At 63.0% G+C, this 17,371-nt stretch carries 18 protein-coding genes and 1 pseudogene; 12 read left to right on the top strand and 7 right to left on the bottom strand.

All coding sequences use genetic code 11. The features are described 5' to 3' along the window. Nucleotides 1–24: 24 nt before the first annotated feature. From PMI35_RS24815 to PMI35_RS24835, 5 genes are all read right to left on the bottom strand, one after another. Nucleotides 25–582, bottom strand: a complete 558-nt coding sequence (locus PMI35_RS24815) for a PQQ-dependent catabolism-associated CXXCW motif protein (protein WP_008056541.1) — start codon at nt 580–582, stop codon at nt 25–27. A gap of 244 nt (nt 583–826) precedes the next feature. After that, a complete protein-coding gene (locus PMI35_RS24820) occupies nt 827–1,618 on the bottom strand; it encodes an ABC transporter permease (RefSeq protein WP_008056540.1) in 792 nt (263 codons plus the stop codon). Then, complete coding sequence (locus PMI35_RS24825) at nt 1,615–2,343, bottom strand: ABC transporter ATP-binding protein (RefSeq protein ID WP_008056539.1); 729 nt, start codon at nt 2,341–2,343, stop codon at nt 1,615–1,617. The genes PMI35_RS24820 and PMI35_RS24825 overlap by 4 nt, the downstream gene beginning before the upstream one ends. Beyond that, entirely contained in the window at nt 2,340–3,299 is a 960-nt protein-coding gene (locus PMI35_RS24830) for a YVTN family beta-propeller repeat protein (RefSeq protein ID WP_008056538.1), read from the bottom strand. The genes PMI35_RS24825 and PMI35_RS24830 overlap by 4 nt, the downstream gene beginning before the upstream one ends. A gap of 28 nt (nt 3,300–3,327) precedes the next feature. Further along, the gene (locus PMI35_RS24835; RefSeq protein WP_008056537.1) at nt 3,328–4,512 is read right to left on the bottom strand and encodes an ABC transporter substrate-binding protein; all 1,185 of its coding nucleotides are present in this window, start codon (nt 4,510–4,512) and stop codon (nt 3,328–3,330) included. Nucleotides 4,513–4,663: 151 nt separating this feature from the next. On the opposite strand from PMI35_RS24835, the gene PMI35_RS35635 reads away from it, so the two are divergent. The 4 genes and pseudogenes from PMI35_RS35635 to PMI35_RS35210 all read left to right on the top strand — a co-directional run. After that, nucleotides 4,664–4,792, top strand: coding sequence for a hypothetical protein (locus PMI35_RS35635; RefSeq protein ID WP_257230472.1), 129 nt, complete (start codon nt 4,664–4,666; stop codon nt 4,790–4,792). A 2-nt stretch (nt 4,793–4,794) separates the two neighbouring features. Then, nucleotides 4,795–6,057: a HAMP domain-containing sensor histidine kinase gene (locus PMI35_RS24840; protein ID WP_008056535.1), complete on the top strand. Its 1,263-nt coding sequence runs from the start codon at nt 4,795–4,797 to the stop codon at nt 6,055–6,057. After that, nucleotides 6,054–6,692: a response regulator gene (locus PMI35_RS24845; RefSeq protein ID WP_008056534.1), complete on the top strand. Its 639-nt coding sequence runs from the start codon at nt 6,054–6,056 to the stop codon at nt 6,690–6,692. Before PMI35_RS24840 ends, PMI35_RS24845 begins: the two co-directional genes overlap by 4 nt. Nucleotides 6,693–6,741: 49 nt before the next feature. Next, a pseudogene (locus PMI35_RS35210) lies at nt 6,742–6,819 on the top strand (outer membrane lipoprotein carrier protein LolA); the annotation flags it as partial. A gap of 12 nt (nt 6,820–6,831) precedes the next feature. Here PMI35_RS35210 and PMI35_RS24850 read toward each other — a convergent pair. Next, a complete protein-coding gene (locus tag PMI35_RS24850) occupies nt 6,832–7,479 on the bottom strand; it encodes a pentapeptide repeat-containing protein (RefSeq protein WP_008056533.1) in 648 nt (215 codons plus the stop codon). A gap of 101 nt (nt 7,480–7,580) precedes the next feature. Next, entirely contained in the window at nt 7,581–9,467 is a 1,887-nt protein-coding gene (exaA, locus tag PMI35_RS24855; protein WP_008056532.1) for a quinoprotein ethanol dehydrogenase, read from the bottom strand. A gap of 254 nt (nt 9,468–9,721) precedes the next feature. Between exaA and pedF the strand changes: the two genes are divergently transcribed. The 8 genes from pedF to PMI35_RS24890 form a co-directional block, all read left to right on the top strand. Beyond that, the gene (gene pedF / locus PMI35_RS24860) at nt 9,722–10,183 is read left to right on the top strand and encodes a cytochrome c-550 PedF (RefSeq protein WP_008056531.1); all 462 of its coding nucleotides are present in this window, start codon (nt 9,722–9,724) and stop codon (nt 10,181–10,183) included. A 3-nt stretch (nt 10,184–10,186) separates the two neighbouring features. Beyond that, nucleotides 10,187–11,062 (top strand): substrate-binding periplasmic protein, encoded by an 876-nt coding sequence (locus tag PMI35_RS24865; RefSeq protein ID WP_008056530.1) that lies wholly within the window; start codon nt 10,187–10,189, stop codon nt 11,060–11,062. 9 nt (nt 11,063–11,071) lie between these two features. Beyond that, nucleotides 11,072–11,833: a quinoprotein dehydrogenase-associated SoxYZ-like carrier gene (locus PMI35_RS24870; protein WP_008056528.1), complete on the top strand. Its 762-nt coding sequence runs from the start codon at nt 11,072–11,074 to the stop codon at nt 11,831–11,833. Between the two features lie 16 nt (nt 11,834–11,849). Then, nucleotides 11,850–12,788 (top strand): quinoprotein relay system zinc metallohydrolase 1, encoded by a 939-nt coding sequence (locus PMI35_RS24875; protein ID WP_008056527.1) that lies wholly within the window; start codon nt 11,850–11,852, stop codon nt 12,786–12,788. 257 nt (nt 12,789–13,045) lie between these two features. Beyond that, a complete protein-coding gene (locus tag PMI35_RS24880; protein ID WP_008056526.1) occupies nt 13,046–14,821 on the top strand; it encodes a PQQ-dependent methanol/ethanol family dehydrogenase in 1,776 nt (591 codons plus the stop codon). A gap of 239 nt (nt 14,822–15,060) precedes the next feature. Then, a complete protein-coding gene (exaC, locus tag PMI35_RS24885; protein ID WP_008056525.1) occupies nt 15,061–16,581 on the top strand; it encodes an acetaldehyde dehydrogenase ExaC in 1,521 nt (506 codons plus the stop codon). A gap of 245 nt (nt 16,582–16,826) precedes the next feature. After that, complete coding sequence (pqqA, locus tag PMI35_RS33695; RefSeq protein ID WP_003253598.1) at nt 16,827–16,898, top strand: pyrroloquinoline quinone precursor peptide PqqA; 72 nt, start codon at nt 16,827–16,829, stop codon at nt 16,896–16,898. Between the two features lie 55 nt (nt 16,899–16,953). Continuing rightward, on the top strand, nt 16,954–17,371 hold a 418-nt coding region (locus PMI35_RS24890; RefSeq protein WP_008056524.1), incomplete at its 3' end, for an MBL fold metallo-hydrolase.

Raw genomic sequence — 17,371 nt, 5'->3', positions numbered from 1 at the left:
GGCAACAACACGCACGCGTAAAGCTCAGGGAAAGGGTTCGGGCAGGGCTGGCGTGACCGGCAGCCTGGCCGCTTGCCAGGCGTCGAGGCCATCGCGATACCAATACAGAGTCTTATAGCCCAGGCTGGCCGCGCGTTTGACCGCGTTCCAGCTCAACCAGCAGTCGGAGCGGCAGTAGAAGACCAGCGGTTGCGTCGGGTCGCCGCTGGTCAGCTTTTTCAGATTGCCCGCGAAATAGTCCTGCCATGGCGGCGTCAGCTCACCGTCGCCGGTGTTCGCCAGCCAATGGCTGCCGGGCAGGTTTTCGTGGGGCTGGTCTTCGATAAAGCGGCCTTGCAGCCATTGGCGGCGGTAGACGTCGATCAGCACCGGGCGCGGGTTTCGCCCCAGCAGCGTTTGCAGGGCCGGGGTGTCGACGATGGTTGCGCCTTGCAGCTGGGTCGGTGTCGGGCTGCGGTACAGGTCGATGCGGTAACCATCATCGGAAAACAGCGGGGTTTGTGCGTGTGCACCGCCCAGCCACAGGCTCAGCGACAACGCAGCGAGTGTGGGACGCAACAGGTGACGTCGGGCACGCGGCATGGGGTAGGTCCTTATAGTTATGAACCCATTACATGCCAGTCGCGCTGCGTTGGGAATGCGACGATAGATAGGTGAAAGCAGTACTAAAGTAGTAATTTTTCCTGTCTCTTGCGCTAATCCTGCACACCATGAGGATCACTGTGGGAGCGGGCTTGCCCGCGATAGCGGTCTGTCGGTTGCCATTGATATTGAATGTGCGGGCCTCATCGCGGGCAAGCCCGCTCCCACAGGGGGGATTGTGCAGTCAGCTGGATTTGCGCAGGGCGGCGTGCTGCGGGTTGAAGGTGAGCACGGCGAGCAGAGCGAACAACAGGGCCAGACCCACGCACACCACCAGCGCCAGCGGATTGAACCGCTCGTACAGCGCAAAGCGCACCAGCTCAACCGCATGAGAGAACGGGTTCACCGCGCACAACCAGTACAGCCACTCGCTGGCCTCGCGCATTTTCCACAGTGGATACAGCGCCGAAGACAGGAAAAACAGCGGGAAAATCACGAAGTTCATCACCCCGGCGAAGTTCTCCAGCTGGCGGATCGCGTTCGACAGCAACAGGCCCAGTGCACTGAGCATCAACGCCACCAGCAACAGCGCCGGCAGGCCGATCAGCAAACCCACGGCGGGCGGTCGCACGCCGTAGAGCCAGGCGATCGCCAGGAAGGCATACACCTGCAGCAATGAAATCAGCGCGGTGGCCAGCAGCTTGCTGCACAGCAGGAAGGTCCGGGGCAGGGGGCTGGTCAGTAGCACGCGCATGCTGCCCATCTCGCGGTCGTAGACCATCGACAGTGACCCCTGCATGCCGTTGAACAGCAGGATCATGCAGGCCAGTCCCGGAATGATGTAGACCTCATACGGAATGTAGGTGTCGTAGGGTTCGATGATGGCGATACCCAGTGCGGCGCGAAAACCTGCGGCGAACACCAGGAGCCACAGCAACGGCCGCACCAGGGCGCTGAGAAACCGCGTGCGTTGCAGCACGAAACGCAGCCACTCGCGCAGCACGATACCGCGCAAACATTGCCAGTAAGCGTTCATCGGGCAGCTCCTGTGGTCAGGCGAGTGAAGGCTGAGCCCAGGTCGCCACCGTGTTCCAGGCTCAATGCGTCGGCCTGTCCGCTGGCGACCAGACGACCCTGATGGAGGATGAACAGGTCATCGCCGGGCTGCACCTCATCCAGCAAATGGGTGGTCCAGAGCACGCTGATGCGCTGCTCGTGGCACAGCGTGCGAATGTGCTGGTTGAGCGCCAGGCGGCTGGCCGGGTCGAGGCCGGCGCTGGCTTCGTCGAGCAGCAACAGGCGCGGTTCATGCAGCAGGGCGCGGGCGATTTCCACCCGTCGGCGATGGCCGCCGTTGAGTTCGCGCACCCGTTCGCCACGGCGCTCGCCCAGGGCCTGGCGAGCCAGTTCCGCATCGACCCGCAAGCCGGTCTGGCGACGGGACAAGCCATGCAGCGCGGCGTGATAACGCAGGTTCTGCTCGACGCTCAGGTCCAGGTCCAGGGTGCTTTGCTGGAACACCACACCCAGCTGTTTCAGCGCTGGGCGCGGGGCGCTGCGCAATGAACAGCCGCCGACCCGGATGTCGCCGTGCTGCAGATCATACAGTCGGGTCAGCAGCGCGATCAGGGTTGATTTGCCGGCGCCGTTGGGCCCCAGCAGCGCGGCGAAACGCCCGGGTGCCAGGCTGAAGTTCACCTGGCGCAAGGCCTCCCGAGGCCCGTAGGCAAAGCTCAGGTCGTTGACTTCCAGGGCGTTCATGGGGTCACCACCACGCCCCATGGATAACGCCCGACCTTCACCGATTTGCTGACCTTGAGGTTATCGACATCGATCACCGAGACATCGCCGCTGACGCCGTTGGTGGCGAGCAACTGCTTTTGGTCCGGGGTGAACGCCAGTTGCCAGACACGCCGGCCCACCAGCAGGTAATCGAGGATTTCGAAAGTCTTGGCGTCAATCACCGCCACGTGGTTGGCCGGGCCCAGGGCAACGAAGGCGTACTTGCCGTCGGCGCTGAGCTTGATGCCCACCGGCTGCACTTTATCCGGGTGCACGCCCTTGATCTGGAAGTTCAGGGTCTTGAGGATGTGACGGTTGGCGACGTCGAGAATCGTCACCGTGCCACCGATTTCCGCCGAGGCCCAGAGCTGCGAACCGTCGTTGTTGAATTCGACGAAGCGCGGTCGTTGATCCACCAGCGTGCTGTCGGCCAGGGTCTGGGTGCTGGTGTCGATCCAGTGCAGCATGTTGGTGGTTTCGCTGGTGTTCACCGCCCACTTGCCATCGGGGCTGACGGCCATGCCTTCGGGCTCGACGCCGACGTTGATCTGCCCGAGCACCTTGGACGTCTCGGTGTCGATCACCGTGACCAGCGCATCGTCTTCGTTGGAGACGTACAGCCAGCGGTTGTTGGGGTGCAAGGCGAATTGCTCGGGATCCTTGCCCGAGGGCAGTTCCTTGATGATCTTGCGGGTGGCCACGTCCATCACCTGCACCCGGTCCGAGTCGCTGGCGCAGATGTACAGCAACGTGTTGTCATGGGACAGCAGCAGGCCACGGGGGCGCTGGCCGACGGTCAGGGTGTCGGTGACTTGCAGGGTCTGCATGTCGATCAGGCTCAGGCTGTTGTCCTTTTCGTTGGAGACCCAGGCGGTGCTGGCGGCGGCGTGGCCAGCGGCGAGTAGCAGGGCCCAAGAAAGCAGAGTGCGGCGCATGGCAGTTTCCTTGTTGTAGTTGTTGTAGTCAGGGAAAGCGGCAGCTGACCTCGGGTTTGTCGTAACCCAGGCTGTCCATCTCGTTGAAGGGGTGCAGGAAGCCGTCCTGGGGCGAGGTGCTGACCAGGGCCCGCGGCTGCACGATCGGAATCGGTTGGCGCAGCTGGCCGTTCCACGGGCGGTAACTGAGCTTGCGTCCCTTGAAACCGTCCAGCGGCAACTGGTCGCTGATTTCCAGGTCGCGGATCGCCATAGGCTCGGTCTGCCGCGATTTGCTCACGGCGCTGGCGATGCTGCGCACGGCGATCCACGCCGCGAAATCGCGGTCATTCATCCAGCGTCCGGCCAGGGCTTCGAAACGCTTCTGCAACTGTGCGGCGCCGTAGGTTTCCACGGTCTTGTGCCAACCCACCGGGGTCAGGCCCTGGGTACCGGCGACCGGGCGCGGGTACCAGGTCTGGTAGGGCACGTACTCACCGAAATCGCCGCGCTCATCGGCCACCAGCACCACGTCGTATTCGGCGGTCTGGGTGAACAGCGGCATGTCGGCCTGGGCGCTGCGTCGTTGGTCGTTATCGAAGCTCCAGGGTTTTTCCGCCACCAGTTGCAAGCCGAAGCGCTTGGCCGCGCGGCGCAGGGCTGCGGCATAGGCTTGATCGTCCGGGGTCGGGCCGACAATCAGCAGCGCCCGTTGCCATTTGCGCAGCACCAGAAATTGCGCCAACGCATCGGCGAGCATCGCCCGGCTTGGCAGGCTGTGCAGCACGTTGGGCAGGCAGTCGGTGCTGCGCAGGCTGTCGTCGGGGCTGCCGGCGTTGAATAACAGGCTGTCGGGCAGCGCTGCACTGAGTTGGCGCAGGCTGCTGGCAGGTGCGTTCACCACGAACAGGCGCAGGCCTTGCTCGTGCTGGGATTTTGCTGCGTTGAGCAAGGCTTCGGGGCTGTCGACGCTGGCGCTGACCAGGCTGTAGGCGTGATTGAGAAAGCGCCCGGTGCTGTTGCTGTCGGTGATCGCCAGTTCGGCACCGCGTAGCCCGGCATCGCCTGGTTCGGGGATGACGTTCGACAGCAGCGGGCCGGGATCCGGGCGGTAACCCAGGTAGCCGATGCGCACCTGCAACGGCGCATCCGCCGCCTGGCTTTGGGTGACCAGCCCCGCGGCGCAGACAATCGCCAGCAGGTAGATCAAGGCGTAAGGGGCAAGCTGGCGCATGGGGCACTCCATTACAGGTAGCGCCAGCATAGGAAGCCCATGCAGCCGTGGAAATATGCAGAAAGTACCAACCAGCCAGTACCAAGGTAGTAGCCCGCACCGGGCGGCGCGGTTTTAGCATGATCAACAACGGCCACTGCTCTGGAGGGGATTGACCATGCGTATCGTCAAGGCACTGCTCCTGCCGTTTCTGCTGATCCTTACCCTGATCGGCGTCGACCGGCTCCACGGCCCGCGTCCCGTGCCGTTGCAGGTCATGCCTGCGACACCGGGGCGCTAGGCATGTCAGCCCTGTGGCGGATCAATCTGTGGGTCTGCGGCTTTTTTGTGCTGGTCACCCTGGCGTGCATGGCCTTGTTGGTGCATCAGGCGCTGGAGGATGTGGCGCGTGAACTGCAATCGGCCGAAGCGGTGGTCGAGTACCTGAGCGAAACCGCCGAGCGTGACCCCGTCAGCCTGCAACCGCGGCTGACCCAGGGCCTGCGCCACGTCCGCGTGCACTGGCTGGCGGCGGATGAACAACCGCTGCAACCGGTGCAGGAGGGGCTCGATGCCTGGTTGGGACGGCTGTTGTTCGCCGAAGCCCGTCATGCTGCAAAAGTCCTCGATTTGGCGGATGGCCGACGGGTGCAGATTGCCGTCGATCCGCGTGATGAAATCGACGAAGTCTGGGATTCCCTGCAACAGCTGCTCAGCCTGTGCGCGATGGCCCTGGTGGTCAGTCTGCTGACCATCCGCTGGGCCGTGCGCCGGGGCATGGGTTTGCTCGATGAGCTGCTGCGGGCGTTGCAGCAGGTGTGCGCGGGGCAGCTCAAGGTGCGCCTGCGCCCTGAAGGGGGGCCGGAGGCACGGCAACTGGCAACGCATTTCAATCGCATGACCGGTGCGCTGGAACAGGCCGGCAGCGACAACGCCCGGCTGACCCAGGCGTTGCTGGCGGTGCAGGAACAGGAACGCACGCAGCTGGCGCAGACTCTGCACGACGATCTTGGTCAGTACCTGGCCGGGATCCGTGCCCAGGCGTGCCTGTTGCGCCTGGCGGCCGATCAACCGCAGACCGTCGAGCGCACGATGCGCGAACTGGAGCACAACTGCGAACACCTGCAGCAAGGCTTTCGGGCACTGGTGCACAACCTCTATCCGGTGGTCCTGCAACATCTGCCGTTGGCTGAAGCCATCACGTTGCTGGTGGAGCAATGGCAGGGCCGGCAGGGCATCGATTGTCGGCTGCGGCTCACTGCGCAGCTACCGACGCTCTCGGCGCCAGACAAAACCCACCTGTACCGCTTGCTGCAGGAAGCCCTGACCAACATCGCCCGGCATGCCGACGCCAGTCAGGTGCGGGTACGCCTGCAACATCACGGCGCACGATTGCGTCTGCTGGTGCGCGATAACGGTCGCGGCGCCGCGCAACCCCAGCGCCCCGGCGTCGGGCTGTATTCGATGCGCGAGCGTGCCCGCAGCCTGGGCGGTGATCTGCGCATCATCAGCCATCCCGGCGCCGGTTGGGCGCTGGCCTTGAGCATGCCTTTGGAGGTTTCATGAGTATTCTGCTGGTCGATGACCATGCGGTAGTCCGCCAGGGCTACGCCAGCCTGTTGCGAGCGCTGTTGCCGGCGATGCAAGTATGCGAGGCGGCAACGGGCGAGGAGGCGTTGCTGCGGGTCCAGGAGAGTGTGCCGCATCTGGTGATCATGGACTTCGGCTTGCCGGGCATCAGTGGCCTGGAAACCACCCGGCGTTTGCGCCAGCGCCTGCCGCAACTGCGGGTGCTGTTTTTCAGCATGCACGATGAACTGCCCCTGGTGCGCCAGGCACTGGAGGCCGGGGCATCGGGCTACCTGACCAAAAGCTCGGCGCCGGAAGTGTTGATCGAGGCGGTGCGCCGCGTGCTCGCCGGCCACGCCTACATCGAACAGCCGCTGGCCACTCAACTGGCCTGCCATGCGCAACAGGATGCCAGCGACCCGCGCTTGCAGAGCATGACCCAGCGCGAGCTGGAGATTTTCGTGATGCTCGCCAAAGGCACCCCGGCGCGGCAGATTGCCGAGCAGTTGAGCATCAGCAGCAAGACGGTCTCCAATCACCTGACATTGCTCAAGAGCAAGTTGCAGGTGAGCTCCCATGCCGAGCTGGTGCATCTGGGGATTGATATGGGGGTGGTGCGCAAGGCCGGTTGACGCGCTACACAGACACCGCCGCCCCCCTGTAGGAGCGAGCCTGCTCGCGATGGTCGTGAACGATAACGTTGGAAACCTGACACCCCGCGGCGCCCTCAGGTTCATCGCGAGCAGGCTCGCTCCTACAGAGGGCCAGTGCTCATTTCTCCCAGGTCGTCGGGCACCCCGTGCATCCCTCCATGTTCGCATCCTGAAAATTCGCATAGTGCTGGCGCGAGCCGCTGAGGTTGGCGTGTTCCAGGTTGCTTTCGCCCAACTTGGCCTCTTGCAGGTTGGCGTCGCTGAGGTTGGCGTCCTTGAGGTCGGCCTTGCTCAGCCAGGTCATTTCCAGGTCGGCGGCGCGTAGGTTGCTGTTGTGCAGTTTGGCTCCGGAGAGGCGGGCGAATTGCAGGTAGGCGGCGCTGAGATCGGCGTTGGCCAATTGCGCGCCCTGGGCGAACAGCCCCCAGCCCTGGATCGCCACCAGCGTGGCGCCGGTGAAATCAGCCAGGCGCGCATTGCTTTGTTGCAGGCTGGCGCGGGTCAGGTTGGCGCCTTGCAGTTGGGCTTTTTCCAGGTTGGCCAGGTCGAGGCGGGCGTGGCGCAGGTCGGCCTCGCGCAGGTCGGCGCCGCTGAGGTTCATGTTGCGCAGGTCCTGGTTGCGCAGGTTGGCGCCCTTGAGATTGGCGCCGGGGCACTGGCTGTGTTCGGCGATGGTGCAGCCGTTGATGATCAGTGGGGTGTCGTCGCCTTCGTCGGCGTGGACCAGCGGCAGGGTCAGAAGAAGAAACAGGGGCAGGTATTTCATGGTGGAATTCCCGGGTGTGGTTGAGTGCGCCTTCGCGGGCAAGCCCGCTCCCACAGGGTTTGCGGTGATCCTGTAGAAGTGAGCTTGCCCATTGGACTGCCTTACTGCTTCGCCAGCTTGTTATCCCAGCTCGGAATCTTGAACACCCAGAACGATCCGCCCTGGGCCACCGGTTTGGTCAGCTCCGCCATGTCGCCACCCCATAACGGCACCGCGCCGCCATAACCGACCGTCACGCCGATGTATTGCTCGCCGTCCTGTTCCCAGGTGATCGGCGGCGAGACGATGCCGCTGCCGGTCTGGAATTTCCACAGCTCCTTGCCGGTCTTCGCATCGAAGGCCTTGAAGAAACCGTCGCCGGTTCCGGTGAATACCAGGTTGCCCTTGGTCGCCAGCACGCCGGCCCACAACGGCAGGTGTTCCTTGTGCTCCCAGACCACCTTGCCGGTGGTCGGGTTCATCGCCCGCAGGGTGCCGACGTGATCGTCGTACATGCGCTTGATGCGGAAACCCATGCCCAGGTACGCCGAGCCTTTCTTGTAGTTGACCTCCTCGGTCCAGTACTCCTCTTTCCACTGATTGCCCGGAATGTAGAACAGCCCGGTGTCCTGGCTGAAGGCCATGGGGTTCCAGTTCTTGCCGCCGAGGAACGGCGGCGAGACTTCCACCGGCTTGCCCTTGGTTTCCCCCGGCAACGGCTTGGCCGGACGCTGGCCTTCGTTCTCCACCGGGCGGCCGGTCTTGAGGTCGATGTGGCTGGCCCAGGTGATGTTGTCGACAAAGGGGAAGGCGTTCTGCAATTTGCCGTTGTTGCGGTCGACCACATAGAAGAAACCGTTGCGGTCGGCGTGGCCGGTGGCCTTGACCGTCTTGCCGTCCTTGTCCTTGTAATCGAACAGCACCAGCTCGTTGTTGCCGGAGAAGTCCCAGGCATCGTTCGGCGTGTGCTGGTAGAACCATTTCACCTCGCCGGTGCTCGGGTCGACGCCGACCTGGCCTGAGGTGTAGAGGCTGTCGTAGTCGTGCGGGTTGCCGTCCTTGGAGGTGCGCGCCCAGGTGTTCCACGGGCCCGGGTTGCCGGCGCCGACGATGATGGTGTTGCTTTCGGCATCGAAGCTGGCGCTCTGCCAAGGCGCGCCGCCGCCATGGCTCCAGGCCTCGACCTTGCCGGTTTCAGTGGTCGGATCGTTCGGCCACGACGGCGCCTTGACGTCGCCGGTCGGCGTACTGTCCTTGCCATTCAGGCGCCCCATGTGGCCTTCGACGAAAGGCCGCATCCAGACTTCGTCGCCGGTGTCCGGATCGCGGGCGTAGAGCTGGCCGACCACGCCGAATTCATCGCCGGAACTGCCATGGATCAGCAGCACCTTGCCGCTGGTCTTGTCCTTGATCAGCACGGGGGCGCCGGTCATGGTGTAGCCGGCGGCGTGGTCGCCAAACTTCTTGTTCCACAGCACTTTGCCGGTGTTCTTGTCCAGGGCGATCAGCCGCGCATCGAGGGTGCCGAAGTAGATCTTGTCGCCGAAGATCGCCGCGCCACGGTTGACCACGTCGCAGCACGGGCGAATGTTGTCCGGCAGGCGATGGTTGTAGGTCCACAGGCGTTTGCCGGTCTTGGCATCCAGGGCGAATACCCGCGAATACGACCCGGTGACGTAGACCACGCCGTCGCTGACGATCGCCTGGGATTCCTGGCCGCGCTGTTTCTCGTCGCCAAACGAATAGGACCAGGCCGGGGTCAACTTGAACACGTTCTTGTCGTTGACCTGGGCCAAAGGGCTCCAGCGCTGGGCATTGGTGCCCATGCCGTATTGCAGCACATCCTTGGTGGTCAGGTGATCGTTGGCGATGTCTTCCCAGCTCACATTACGGGTCGCCGGTGCGGTTTCGGCATGAGCGGTAGCGCTCAGGGACAGGCTGCCGACCAGCAAAAATGCCTGTACGGCGACGGTCAGGGGGGAAAGGGCGGGTAGCGATCTTATTGTCATGGTTGCAGTTCCCAGTGGAGGTTTTGACCTGCACAGGGTGGGGCGCCGAGGCGACTGGCGGATACGGAAAATGTCCCGCCGTTGCCGGGAAAAATTCCCATGGGCCACCTGATTTGGCAGTCCATCCAAGGCCTTACTACCAAGGGATTAGACGCCGGCCACCAAAGCAGCATGGGGCCGCAGCGCAGGGGTTTCTAAGATGGCTGCCATAGCCTCTGCCAAGAGGTTTTGCGTGCAATCCTGAGGGCATAACAATGACAACAAAACGCAACGCCTTGCTCGTGACCGGGCTGTTGGCCGGTCTTATCAGTGCGGGTTCCGCCTGGGCCCACGGCAATGTGGTGCCGCAGGCCGTCGCCACCCAGGGCCTGACCCCGATCAAGGAGGTCGGCGTGCAACTCGACGCCGACGGCTGGGCCGCCGTGAACCCCTATCGCACCGCCCCGGAGCACGACAAAGCGGTGGAGATCGGCGCGTCGGCCTACAACCAGAACTGCGCGGCCTGCCATGGCCTGGAAGCCAAGTCCGGTGGTATCGCCCCGGATTTGCGCATGCTCGATGTCGGTGAGTCGGGTGATGAATGGTTCGTGGAGCGAGTGCGCAATGGCGCGGTGCGTGACGGCCGGGTGTACATGCCGAAGATGGCCGACTACCTGAGTCAGGAAGCCTTGTGGGCGGTGCGCACCTACCTGGACAGCGTCCACGTCGAGGAGTGACCCATGCGCCTGCTCGCGGTGTTGATCAGTGCTGTGTGGCTGTGCTGCCAGTCGGTGCAGGCGCAGGTTCGCAACTATGACGAAATGATCGCAGCCGGGGAGTTGAAGGTGGCGGTCTACAAGGACTTCGCTCCCTACAGTTTCGAGCAGGCCGGGCAGCCCCGAGGCGTTGACGTGGAACTGGCCCAGGCGTTGGCCAAGGCACTGGGCGTGCGCCTGACGCTGATCTGGGCACCCGCTGGTGAGAAGCTCGACGACGACCTGCGCGATTACATCTGGCGTGCCAGCCCACTGCACAATCAGCAACTGGCCGACCTGATGATGCGGGTGCCTTACGACAAGGATTACGCACAGAAACGCAACGAGTTCGGCGAGATGGAAAACGGCCATGTAGTGATGTTCGGCCCCTACCAGAATGAGCAATGGCAAGTCGCCTACGACCAGCGCCGACTGGACAAGGTCGCCAGCGTCGCGGTGTTCGAGCAGCACCCGATCGGCGTCGAGGTTGACAGCGTGCCGTCGTTCTACCTGACCTCGGTGTTCAACGGCATGCTCGCCGGCAAGACCCGCCACTATCCGGGTGTGCCCCAGGCGTTTGCCGCGATGAAGGCCGGCGAGGTTGACGCGGTCATGGCGATGCGCGGCGAGATCGACTGGCAAGTGCATGAAGCCGCCGACCCGCAACTCGCCCTGGCAGAGAATGCGTATCCGAACATGGGCAAGCAGCTCTGGGAGATCGGCATGGCGGTGCACGAAAGCAACCGGCAACTGGCCTATGCCGTGGAGGAGGCGCTGGAAAGCCTGATCCGCGAGGGCTCGGTGAACACCATCTACGGCCATTACGGCCTGCGCTACGACGTGCCCGAAATGTACCAATAGGAGCAGGCGATGAATTGGCAAAGGAGTTGTCTGTTGGCCTGCTGTTTGAGCCTGGCGGCCAATGCTGCCGCTGTCGATCCCGGCAAAGACCCGGTGCCGTCGGTGATGTGGGGCTTCTATCACAAGCAAATGCTCGGCGATGCACCCTTCGTGTTCGACGAGCGGGTCAAGCTGCTGGCGCCGCCGTTCGCCGAAGATGCCCGACAGGTGCCGATTGAAATCGACGCCCGGGCATTCAAGGGCGAGGTGGTGAAAATCCTCGCCTGGGCGGAACTCAATCCCTTGCCGAAAATCGTCGATTTCGAACCGCTGGCCGGTGTGTTGCCGTGGCTGTCGATCCGCATCCGTGTCGAACAGGCCACGCCCTTGCGCGCGGCGGTGCTGACCCGTGACGGCGTGTGGCATGTCGGTTCGACCCTGATCGATGCGGCGGGTGGCGGGTGCACTGCGCCGAGCGTGGTACGTACTCAACAGGGTTGGGAAGAGCACATCGGCGAAGTACTGGGCGGTCGCTATCCGCGCCAGGACTTCAATCGTCTGCGCTTGCAGGTGGCGCATCCGATGGACAACGGCATGGTCAGTGGCATCCCGGAATTTTTCCTCAACCATGCCGAGCTGCGCGATCAGCGCGATCAATTGCTGGCGCGCCTCGAACTGTTCCCCGCCGTCAGCGAAAACCCCAGCCTGGCCTTTGATCTCGAAGGGGCAGGGCAGACGCGCCTGTTGCTGCGCGATAACAGCGGCAATCAATTCGATGCGTCGATCCCCTGAATGCAAGGAGCCTGTCATGCGCTGGATGCTGCTGTTGTTCATCGGCCTGGGCCTGCCAGCCATGGCCGATCTCGACTATTCGCTCAAGCCCCGGCAGATCGCCGAAGACACCTGGTTGCTGGAAGGCAGCACCGACAATTTCGCCAAGGACAATGGCGGTAACATCGTCAACACGGCGTTCATCGTCACCGAGCGTGGCGTGGTGGTGATCGATACCGGACCGTCCAAACGTTATGGCGAGGCCATGCGCCGGGCCATTGCGGCGACCACCGACAAGCCGGTGATCCAGGTCCTGTTGACCCATCATCACCCCGACCATGTGCTGGGCAACCAGGCGTTTGCCGACGTGCCGATTGGCGCCTTGGCCGGCACCAGCGAGCTCTTGCAAAAGCAGGGCGATGCCATGGCCGAGAACATGTATCGGCTGGTGGGCGACTGGATGCGCGGCACCGAAGTGCTGTTGCCGACCCGGACGCTGACGCCCGGTGTGGAAAGTTTTGGGAACCACGATTTGCGCTTGCTGAGCCTGGGTGGGCATACGGGCGCGGATCTGGCTATTCTCGACCAGCGAACCGGCGTGCTGTTTGCCGGGGACCTGGTGTTTTATCAGCGAGCACTGACCACGCCCAACAGTCCGGGGCTCTCGGTGTGGCTGGCCGATATCGCGACCTTGCAGGGGTTGCCCTGGAGGCAGATCGTGCCTGGCCACGGACCGGTCGCCAGCGATCCGCAACCCTTCGTGCAGATGCGCGATTACCTGGGCTGGCTCGATCAACTGATGCGCGAGGGCGCGGCCCATGGCAACGACATGGCCGAGATGATCCGCAGCCCCATTCCCGAACGATTCGCCGGGGTCAGCCTGAGCCGCTATGAGCTGATTCGCAGCGTCAGTCATTTGTACCCGCGGTATGAGCGTGCGCAGATGACGCGTGTCGACACTGGCGCCATTCATTGAAACATACCGATACCCTGTGGGAGCGGGCTTGCCCGCGATAGCGAACTATCAGTCGACAAATGTGTTGAATGTGCAGCCGCCATCGCGGGCAAGCCCGCTCCCACAGGGGGCAGTGTTGTCCATCACTACCGAACCTGTACCAAGGAACTAGAAATCTCCACATTGCGGGCAATTGTTGTCCGGGCGGCGGCGCCCAAGAATCTGCACCACACCGGGAAAATTTCCCGGAAATAACAAAAACTGCAGAGGAAGCCGTCATGACTCAACCCGCACGTCGCCAGCCCTTCGTCTTGAGCCTGTTGCTCAGTGCCATGCTGTTGTCCGGTCAGGCATTGGCCGGGGTTTCCGACCAGGACATTCTCCAGGACCCGAAAAACCCCGAACAGATCGTCACCAACGGTTTGGGTGTGCAGGGACAGCGCTACAGCCCGCTGAACATTCTCAACGTCGACAACGTCAAGGACCTGCGACCGGCGTGGGCATTCTCCTTCGGCGGGGAAAAGCAGCGCGGCCAGCAAGCGCAGCCGATGGTCAAGGACGGTGTGATGTACATGACCGGTTCCTATTCACGGGTATTCGCCGTGGATGCACGCACCGGCAAGAAACTCTGGCAATATGACGCGCGCCTGCCGGATGACATTCGTCCCTGCTGCGACGTGATCAACCGTGGTGTCGCGCTGTACGGCGACCTGGTGATCTTCGGCACCCTCGACGCCAAGCTCGTGGCGCTCAACAAAGACACCGGCAAGGTGGTCTGGAGCAAGAAAGTCGCCGACCACAAGGAAGGCTACTCGATCAGCGCCGCGCCGCTGGTGATCAACGGCAAGCTGATTACCGGCGTAGCCGGTGGCGAGTTCGGGGTGGTGGGCAAGATCGAAGCCTACGACCCGAAAAACGGTACGTTGCTATGGTCCCGGCCGACGGTCGAAGGCCATATGGGTTACGTCTACAAGGACGGCAAAGCCGTGGAAAACGGCATTTCCGGTGGCGAGGCAGGCAAGAGCTGGCCGGGCGACCTGTGGAAGACCGGCGGCGCGGCACCGTGGCTCGGTGGTTATTACGATCCGGAAACCAACCTGCTGCTGTTTGGCACCGGCAACCCGGCACCCTGGAACTCGCACCTGCGCCCTGGCGACAACCTCTACTCGTCGTCGCGCCTGGCGCTCAACCCGGACGACGGCACCATCAAGTGGCACTTCCAGAGCACGCCCCACGACGGTTGGGACTATGACGGCGTCAACGAACTGGTGTCGTTCAACTACACCGAGGGCGGCAAGGAAATCAAGGCGGCGGCCACCGCTGACCGTAACGGTTTCTTCTACGTGCTCGATCGCACCAACGGCAAATTCATCCGTGGTTTTCCGTTCGTGGACAAGATCACCTGGGCCACCGGCCTGGATAAAACCGGCCGGCCGATCTACAACGAAGCCAGCCGGCCGGGCGCACCGGGTACCGAAGCCAAAGGCAGCTCGGTGTTCGTAGCACCGGCATTCCTCGGCGCGAAAAACTGGATGCCGATGGCCTACAACCGCGACACCGGGTTGTTCTACGTGCCGTCCAACGAATGGGGCATGGATATCTGGAACGAAGGCATCGCCTACAAGAAAGGCGCGGCATTCCTCGGCGCCGGCTTCACCATCAAACCCTTGAATGAAGACTACATCGGCGTATTGCGGGCAATCGATCCGAAAACCGGCAAGGAAGTCTGGCGCCACAAGAACTTCGCGCCGCTGTGGGGCGGTGTGCTGACCACCAAGGGCAACCTGGTGTTCACCGGCACGCCGGAGGGTTTCCTGCAGGCATTCAACGCGAAGACCGGCGAGAAAGTCTGGGAATTCCAGACCGGCTCCGGCGTGCTCGGCTCACCCGTGACCTGGGAAATGGACGGCGAACAGTACGTCTCGGTGCTCTCCGGCTGGGGCGGCGCCGTGCCGCTGTGGGGCGGCGAAGTGGCCAAGCGGGTGAAGGACTTCAACCAGGGCGGGATGCTCTGGACCTTCAAGCTGCCAAAAGACCTGGTGGCCAAGCACTGATCCTTTGTTCAACACAAACCTGTGGGAGCGGGCTTGCCCGCGATGAGGCCAGCACATTCAACACTTATGTCGACTGCAAGTCCGCTATCGCGGGCAAGCCCGCTCCCACAAGGAATCGTGTGAAACCTACTACCAAATAACGAGAGCCCCTCCTGCCAACGATGCATTCGTCTGGCGCGCGGGGCTCTCTAGTATCGGTTCATCGCCTGTACAGGCATCGACCCAGACAGAGGCCCACCATGATCTACGCCCAACCCGGAACACCTGGCGCCGTCGTGACGTTCAAGCCACGCTACGGCAACTTCATCGGCGGCGAATTCGTCGCGCCGGTCAATGGCGAGTACTTCACCAACACCTCGCCGGTCAACGGCGAAGTGATCGCCGAATTCCCGCGCTCCAGCGCCGCCGACATCGACAAGGCCCTCGACGCCGCCCATGCCGCCGCTGAGGCCTGGGGCAAGACCTCGGCCCAGGACCGCTCACTGGTGTTGCTGAAAATCGCCGATCGCATCGAGCAGAACCTGGAAATCCTCGCCGTCACCGAAACCTGGGACAACGGCAAGGCGGTGCGTGAAACCCTCAACGCCGACGTGCCACTGGCAGCCGACCATTTCCGTTACTTCGCCGGCTGCATCCGCGCCCAGGAAGGCGGCGCCGCCGAGATCAACGAGCTGACCACCGCCTATCACTTCCACGAACCCCTGGGCGTGGTCGGGCAGATCATTCCGTGGAACTTCCCGCTGCTGATGGCCGCCTGGAAACTCGCGCCGGCGCTCGCCGCCGGTAACTGCATCGTGCTCAAGCCCGCCGAGCAAACGCCGCTGTCGATCATGGTCTTCGCCGAACTGATCGGCGACTTGCTGCCGGCGGGTGTACTGAACATCGTCCAGGGCTTCGGTCGCGAAGCAGGCGAGGCTTTGGCCACCAGCAAGCGCATCGCCAAGATCGCCTTCACCGGCTCGACCCCGGTGGGTGCGCACATCATGCATTGCGCCGCCGAGAACATCATTCCGAGCACTGTCGAACTGGGCGGCAAGTCGCCGAACATCTTCTTCGAAGACATCATGAACGCCGAGCCTGCGTTCATCGAAAAAGCCGCCGAAGGCCTGGTGCTGGCGTTCTTCAACCAGGGTGAAGTGTGCACCTGTCCGTCCCGGGCATTGGTGCAGGAGTCGATCTACGAGCCTTTCATGGCCGAAGTCATGAAGAAGATCGTCAAGATCAAGCGCGGCAACCCGCTGGACACCGAAACCATGGTCGGCGCCCAGGCATCGGAACAGCAGTACGACAAGATTCTTTCGTACCTGACCATCGCCCAGGAGGAGGGCGCCGAGCTGCTCACCGGCGGCGCGGCCGAACGCCTGGAAGGCGACCTGTCCAGCGGCTATTACATCCAGCCGACGCTGCTCAAGGGCCACAACAAAATGCGCGTGTTCCAGGAAGAGATCTTCGGCCCGGTGGTGGGCGTCACCACTTTCAAGGATGAAGCCGAAGCGCTGGCCATCGCCAACGATAGCGAGTTCGGCCTCGGCGCCGGCCTCTGGACCCGCGACATCAACCGCGCCTACCGCATGGGCCGGGCGATCAAGGCCGGTCGCGTGTGGACCAACTGCTACCACCTGTACCCGGCGCATGCGGCGTTTGGTGGCTACAAGAAATCCGGCGTCGGCCGGGAGAACCACAAGATGATGCTCGACCATTATCAGCAGACCAAGAACCTGCTGGTGAGCTACGACATTAATCCTCTCGGATTCTTCTAACCCTTTCAAAAACACCACAACCCCCTGTAGGAGTGAGCCTGCTCGCGATAGCGGTCCGACATTCAACATCAACGTTGAATGTCCAGACCTCATCGCGAGCAGGCTCACTCCTACATTGTTTTTGTGTGTCAGCACCCCCTACCAATGCACCCCCAAACCTCCTTCGAAAGTAGCATTCGGGCGCCCGGCGCACCGTGCATTAATGGTGCTACCGGAATCGCCCGGCACAAGAAGAGGAATGACCCATGTGGACTAAACCCGCGTTTACCGATCTGCGCATTGGCTTCGAAGTGACGATGTATTTCGCCAACCGTTGATTGTCCGCCCGGCCAGCCGTTGCGTTGGCCGGGCCTGCCTTCTGGAGCATTGCCCATGCACATCCGCGTTCTCGGTTCCGCCGCTGGCGGTGGTTTCCCGCAGTGGAACTGCAACTGCCGCCAGTGCGCCGGTGTGCGCAATGGCAGTCTGCGGTCCCGGCGTCGCACGCAGTCCTCGATTGCCCTGAGCGACAACGGTGTGGACTGGGTGCTGTGCAATGCTTCACCCGACATCCGCGCGCAACTCGAGGGTTTTGCGCCACTGCAACCGGCGCGCCGCTTGCGTGACAGCGCCATCGCCGGCGTGGTGCTGCTGGACAGCCAGATCGATCACTGCACCGGTCTGCTGAGCCTGCGTGAAGGCTGCCCCCATGAGGTGTGGTGCACCGAGCGGGTTCATCAGGACCTCAGCAGCGGCTTCCCGTTGTTCACCATGCTCAGGCACTGGAACGGCGGGTTGCAGTGGCAGCCGA

Origin of the sequence: Pseudomonas sp. GM78 (assembly GCF_000282475.1) — a bacterium.
Taxonomy (GTDB): domain Bacteria; phylum Pseudomonadota; class Gammaproteobacteria; order Pseudomonadales; family Pseudomonadaceae; genus Aquipseudomonas.
This window is presented reverse-complemented; position numbering and strand designations above follow the sequence as displayed.

What these genes read in the sequence shown, in the direction of transcription:
- PMI35_RS24815 (WP_008056541.1), bottom strand. Translation starts at nt 582, where the DNA reads ATGCCGCGTGCCCGACGTCACCTGTTGCGTCCCACACTCGCTGCGTTG.
- PMI35_RS24820 (WP_008056540.1), bottom strand. Translation starts at nt 1,618, where the DNA reads ATGAACGCTTACTGGCAATGTTTGCGCGGTATCGTGCTGCGCGAGTGG.
- PMI35_RS24825 (WP_008056539.1), bottom strand. Translation starts at nt 2,343, where the DNA reads ATGAACGCCCTGGAAGTCAACGACCTGAGCTTTGCCTACGGGCCTCGG.
- PMI35_RS24830 (WP_008056538.1), bottom strand. Translation starts at nt 3,299, where the DNA reads ATGCGCCGCACTCTGCTTTCTTGGGCCCTGCTACTCGCCGCTGGCCAC.
- PMI35_RS24835 (WP_008056537.1), bottom strand. Translation starts at nt 4,512, where the DNA reads ATGCGCCAGCTTGCCCCTTACGCCTTGATCTACCTGCTGGCGATTGTC.
- PMI35_RS24840 (WP_008056535.1), top strand. Translation starts at nt 4,795, where the DNA reads ATGTCAGCCCTGTGGCGGATCAATCTGTGGGTCTGCGGCTTTTTTGTG.
- PMI35_RS24845 (WP_008056534.1), top strand. Translation starts at nt 6,054, where the DNA reads ATGAGTATTCTGCTGGTCGATGACCATGCGGTAGTCCGCCAGGGCTAC.
- PMI35_RS24850 (WP_008056533.1), bottom strand. Translation starts at nt 7,479, where the DNA reads ATGAAATACCTGCCCCTGTTTCTTCTTCTGACCCTGCCGCTGGTCCAC.
- exaA (WP_008056532.1), bottom strand. Translation starts at nt 9,467, where the DNA reads ATGACAATAAGATCGCTACCCGCCCTTTCCCCCCTGACCGTCGCCGTA.
- pedF (WP_008056531.1), top strand. Translation starts at nt 9,722, where the DNA reads ATGACAACAAAACGCAACGCCTTGCTCGTGACCGGGCTGTTGGCCGGT.
- PMI35_RS24865 (WP_008056530.1), top strand. Translation starts at nt 10,187, where the DNA reads ATGCGCCTGCTCGCGGTGTTGATCAGTGCTGTGTGGCTGTGCTGCCAG.
- PMI35_RS24870 (WP_008056528.1), top strand. Translation starts at nt 11,072, where the DNA reads ATGAATTGGCAAAGGAGTTGTCTGTTGGCCTGCTGTTTGAGCCTGGCG.
- PMI35_RS24875 (WP_008056527.1), top strand. Translation starts at nt 11,850, where the DNA reads ATGCGCTGGATGCTGCTGTTGTTCATCGGCCTGGGCCTGCCAGCCATG.
- PMI35_RS24880 (WP_008056526.1), top strand. Translation starts at nt 13,046, where the DNA reads ATGACTCAACCCGCACGTCGCCAGCCCTTCGTCTTGAGCCTGTTGCTC.
- exaC (WP_008056525.1), top strand. Translation starts at nt 15,061, where the DNA reads ATGATCTACGCCCAACCCGGAACACCTGGCGCCGTCGTGACGTTCAAG.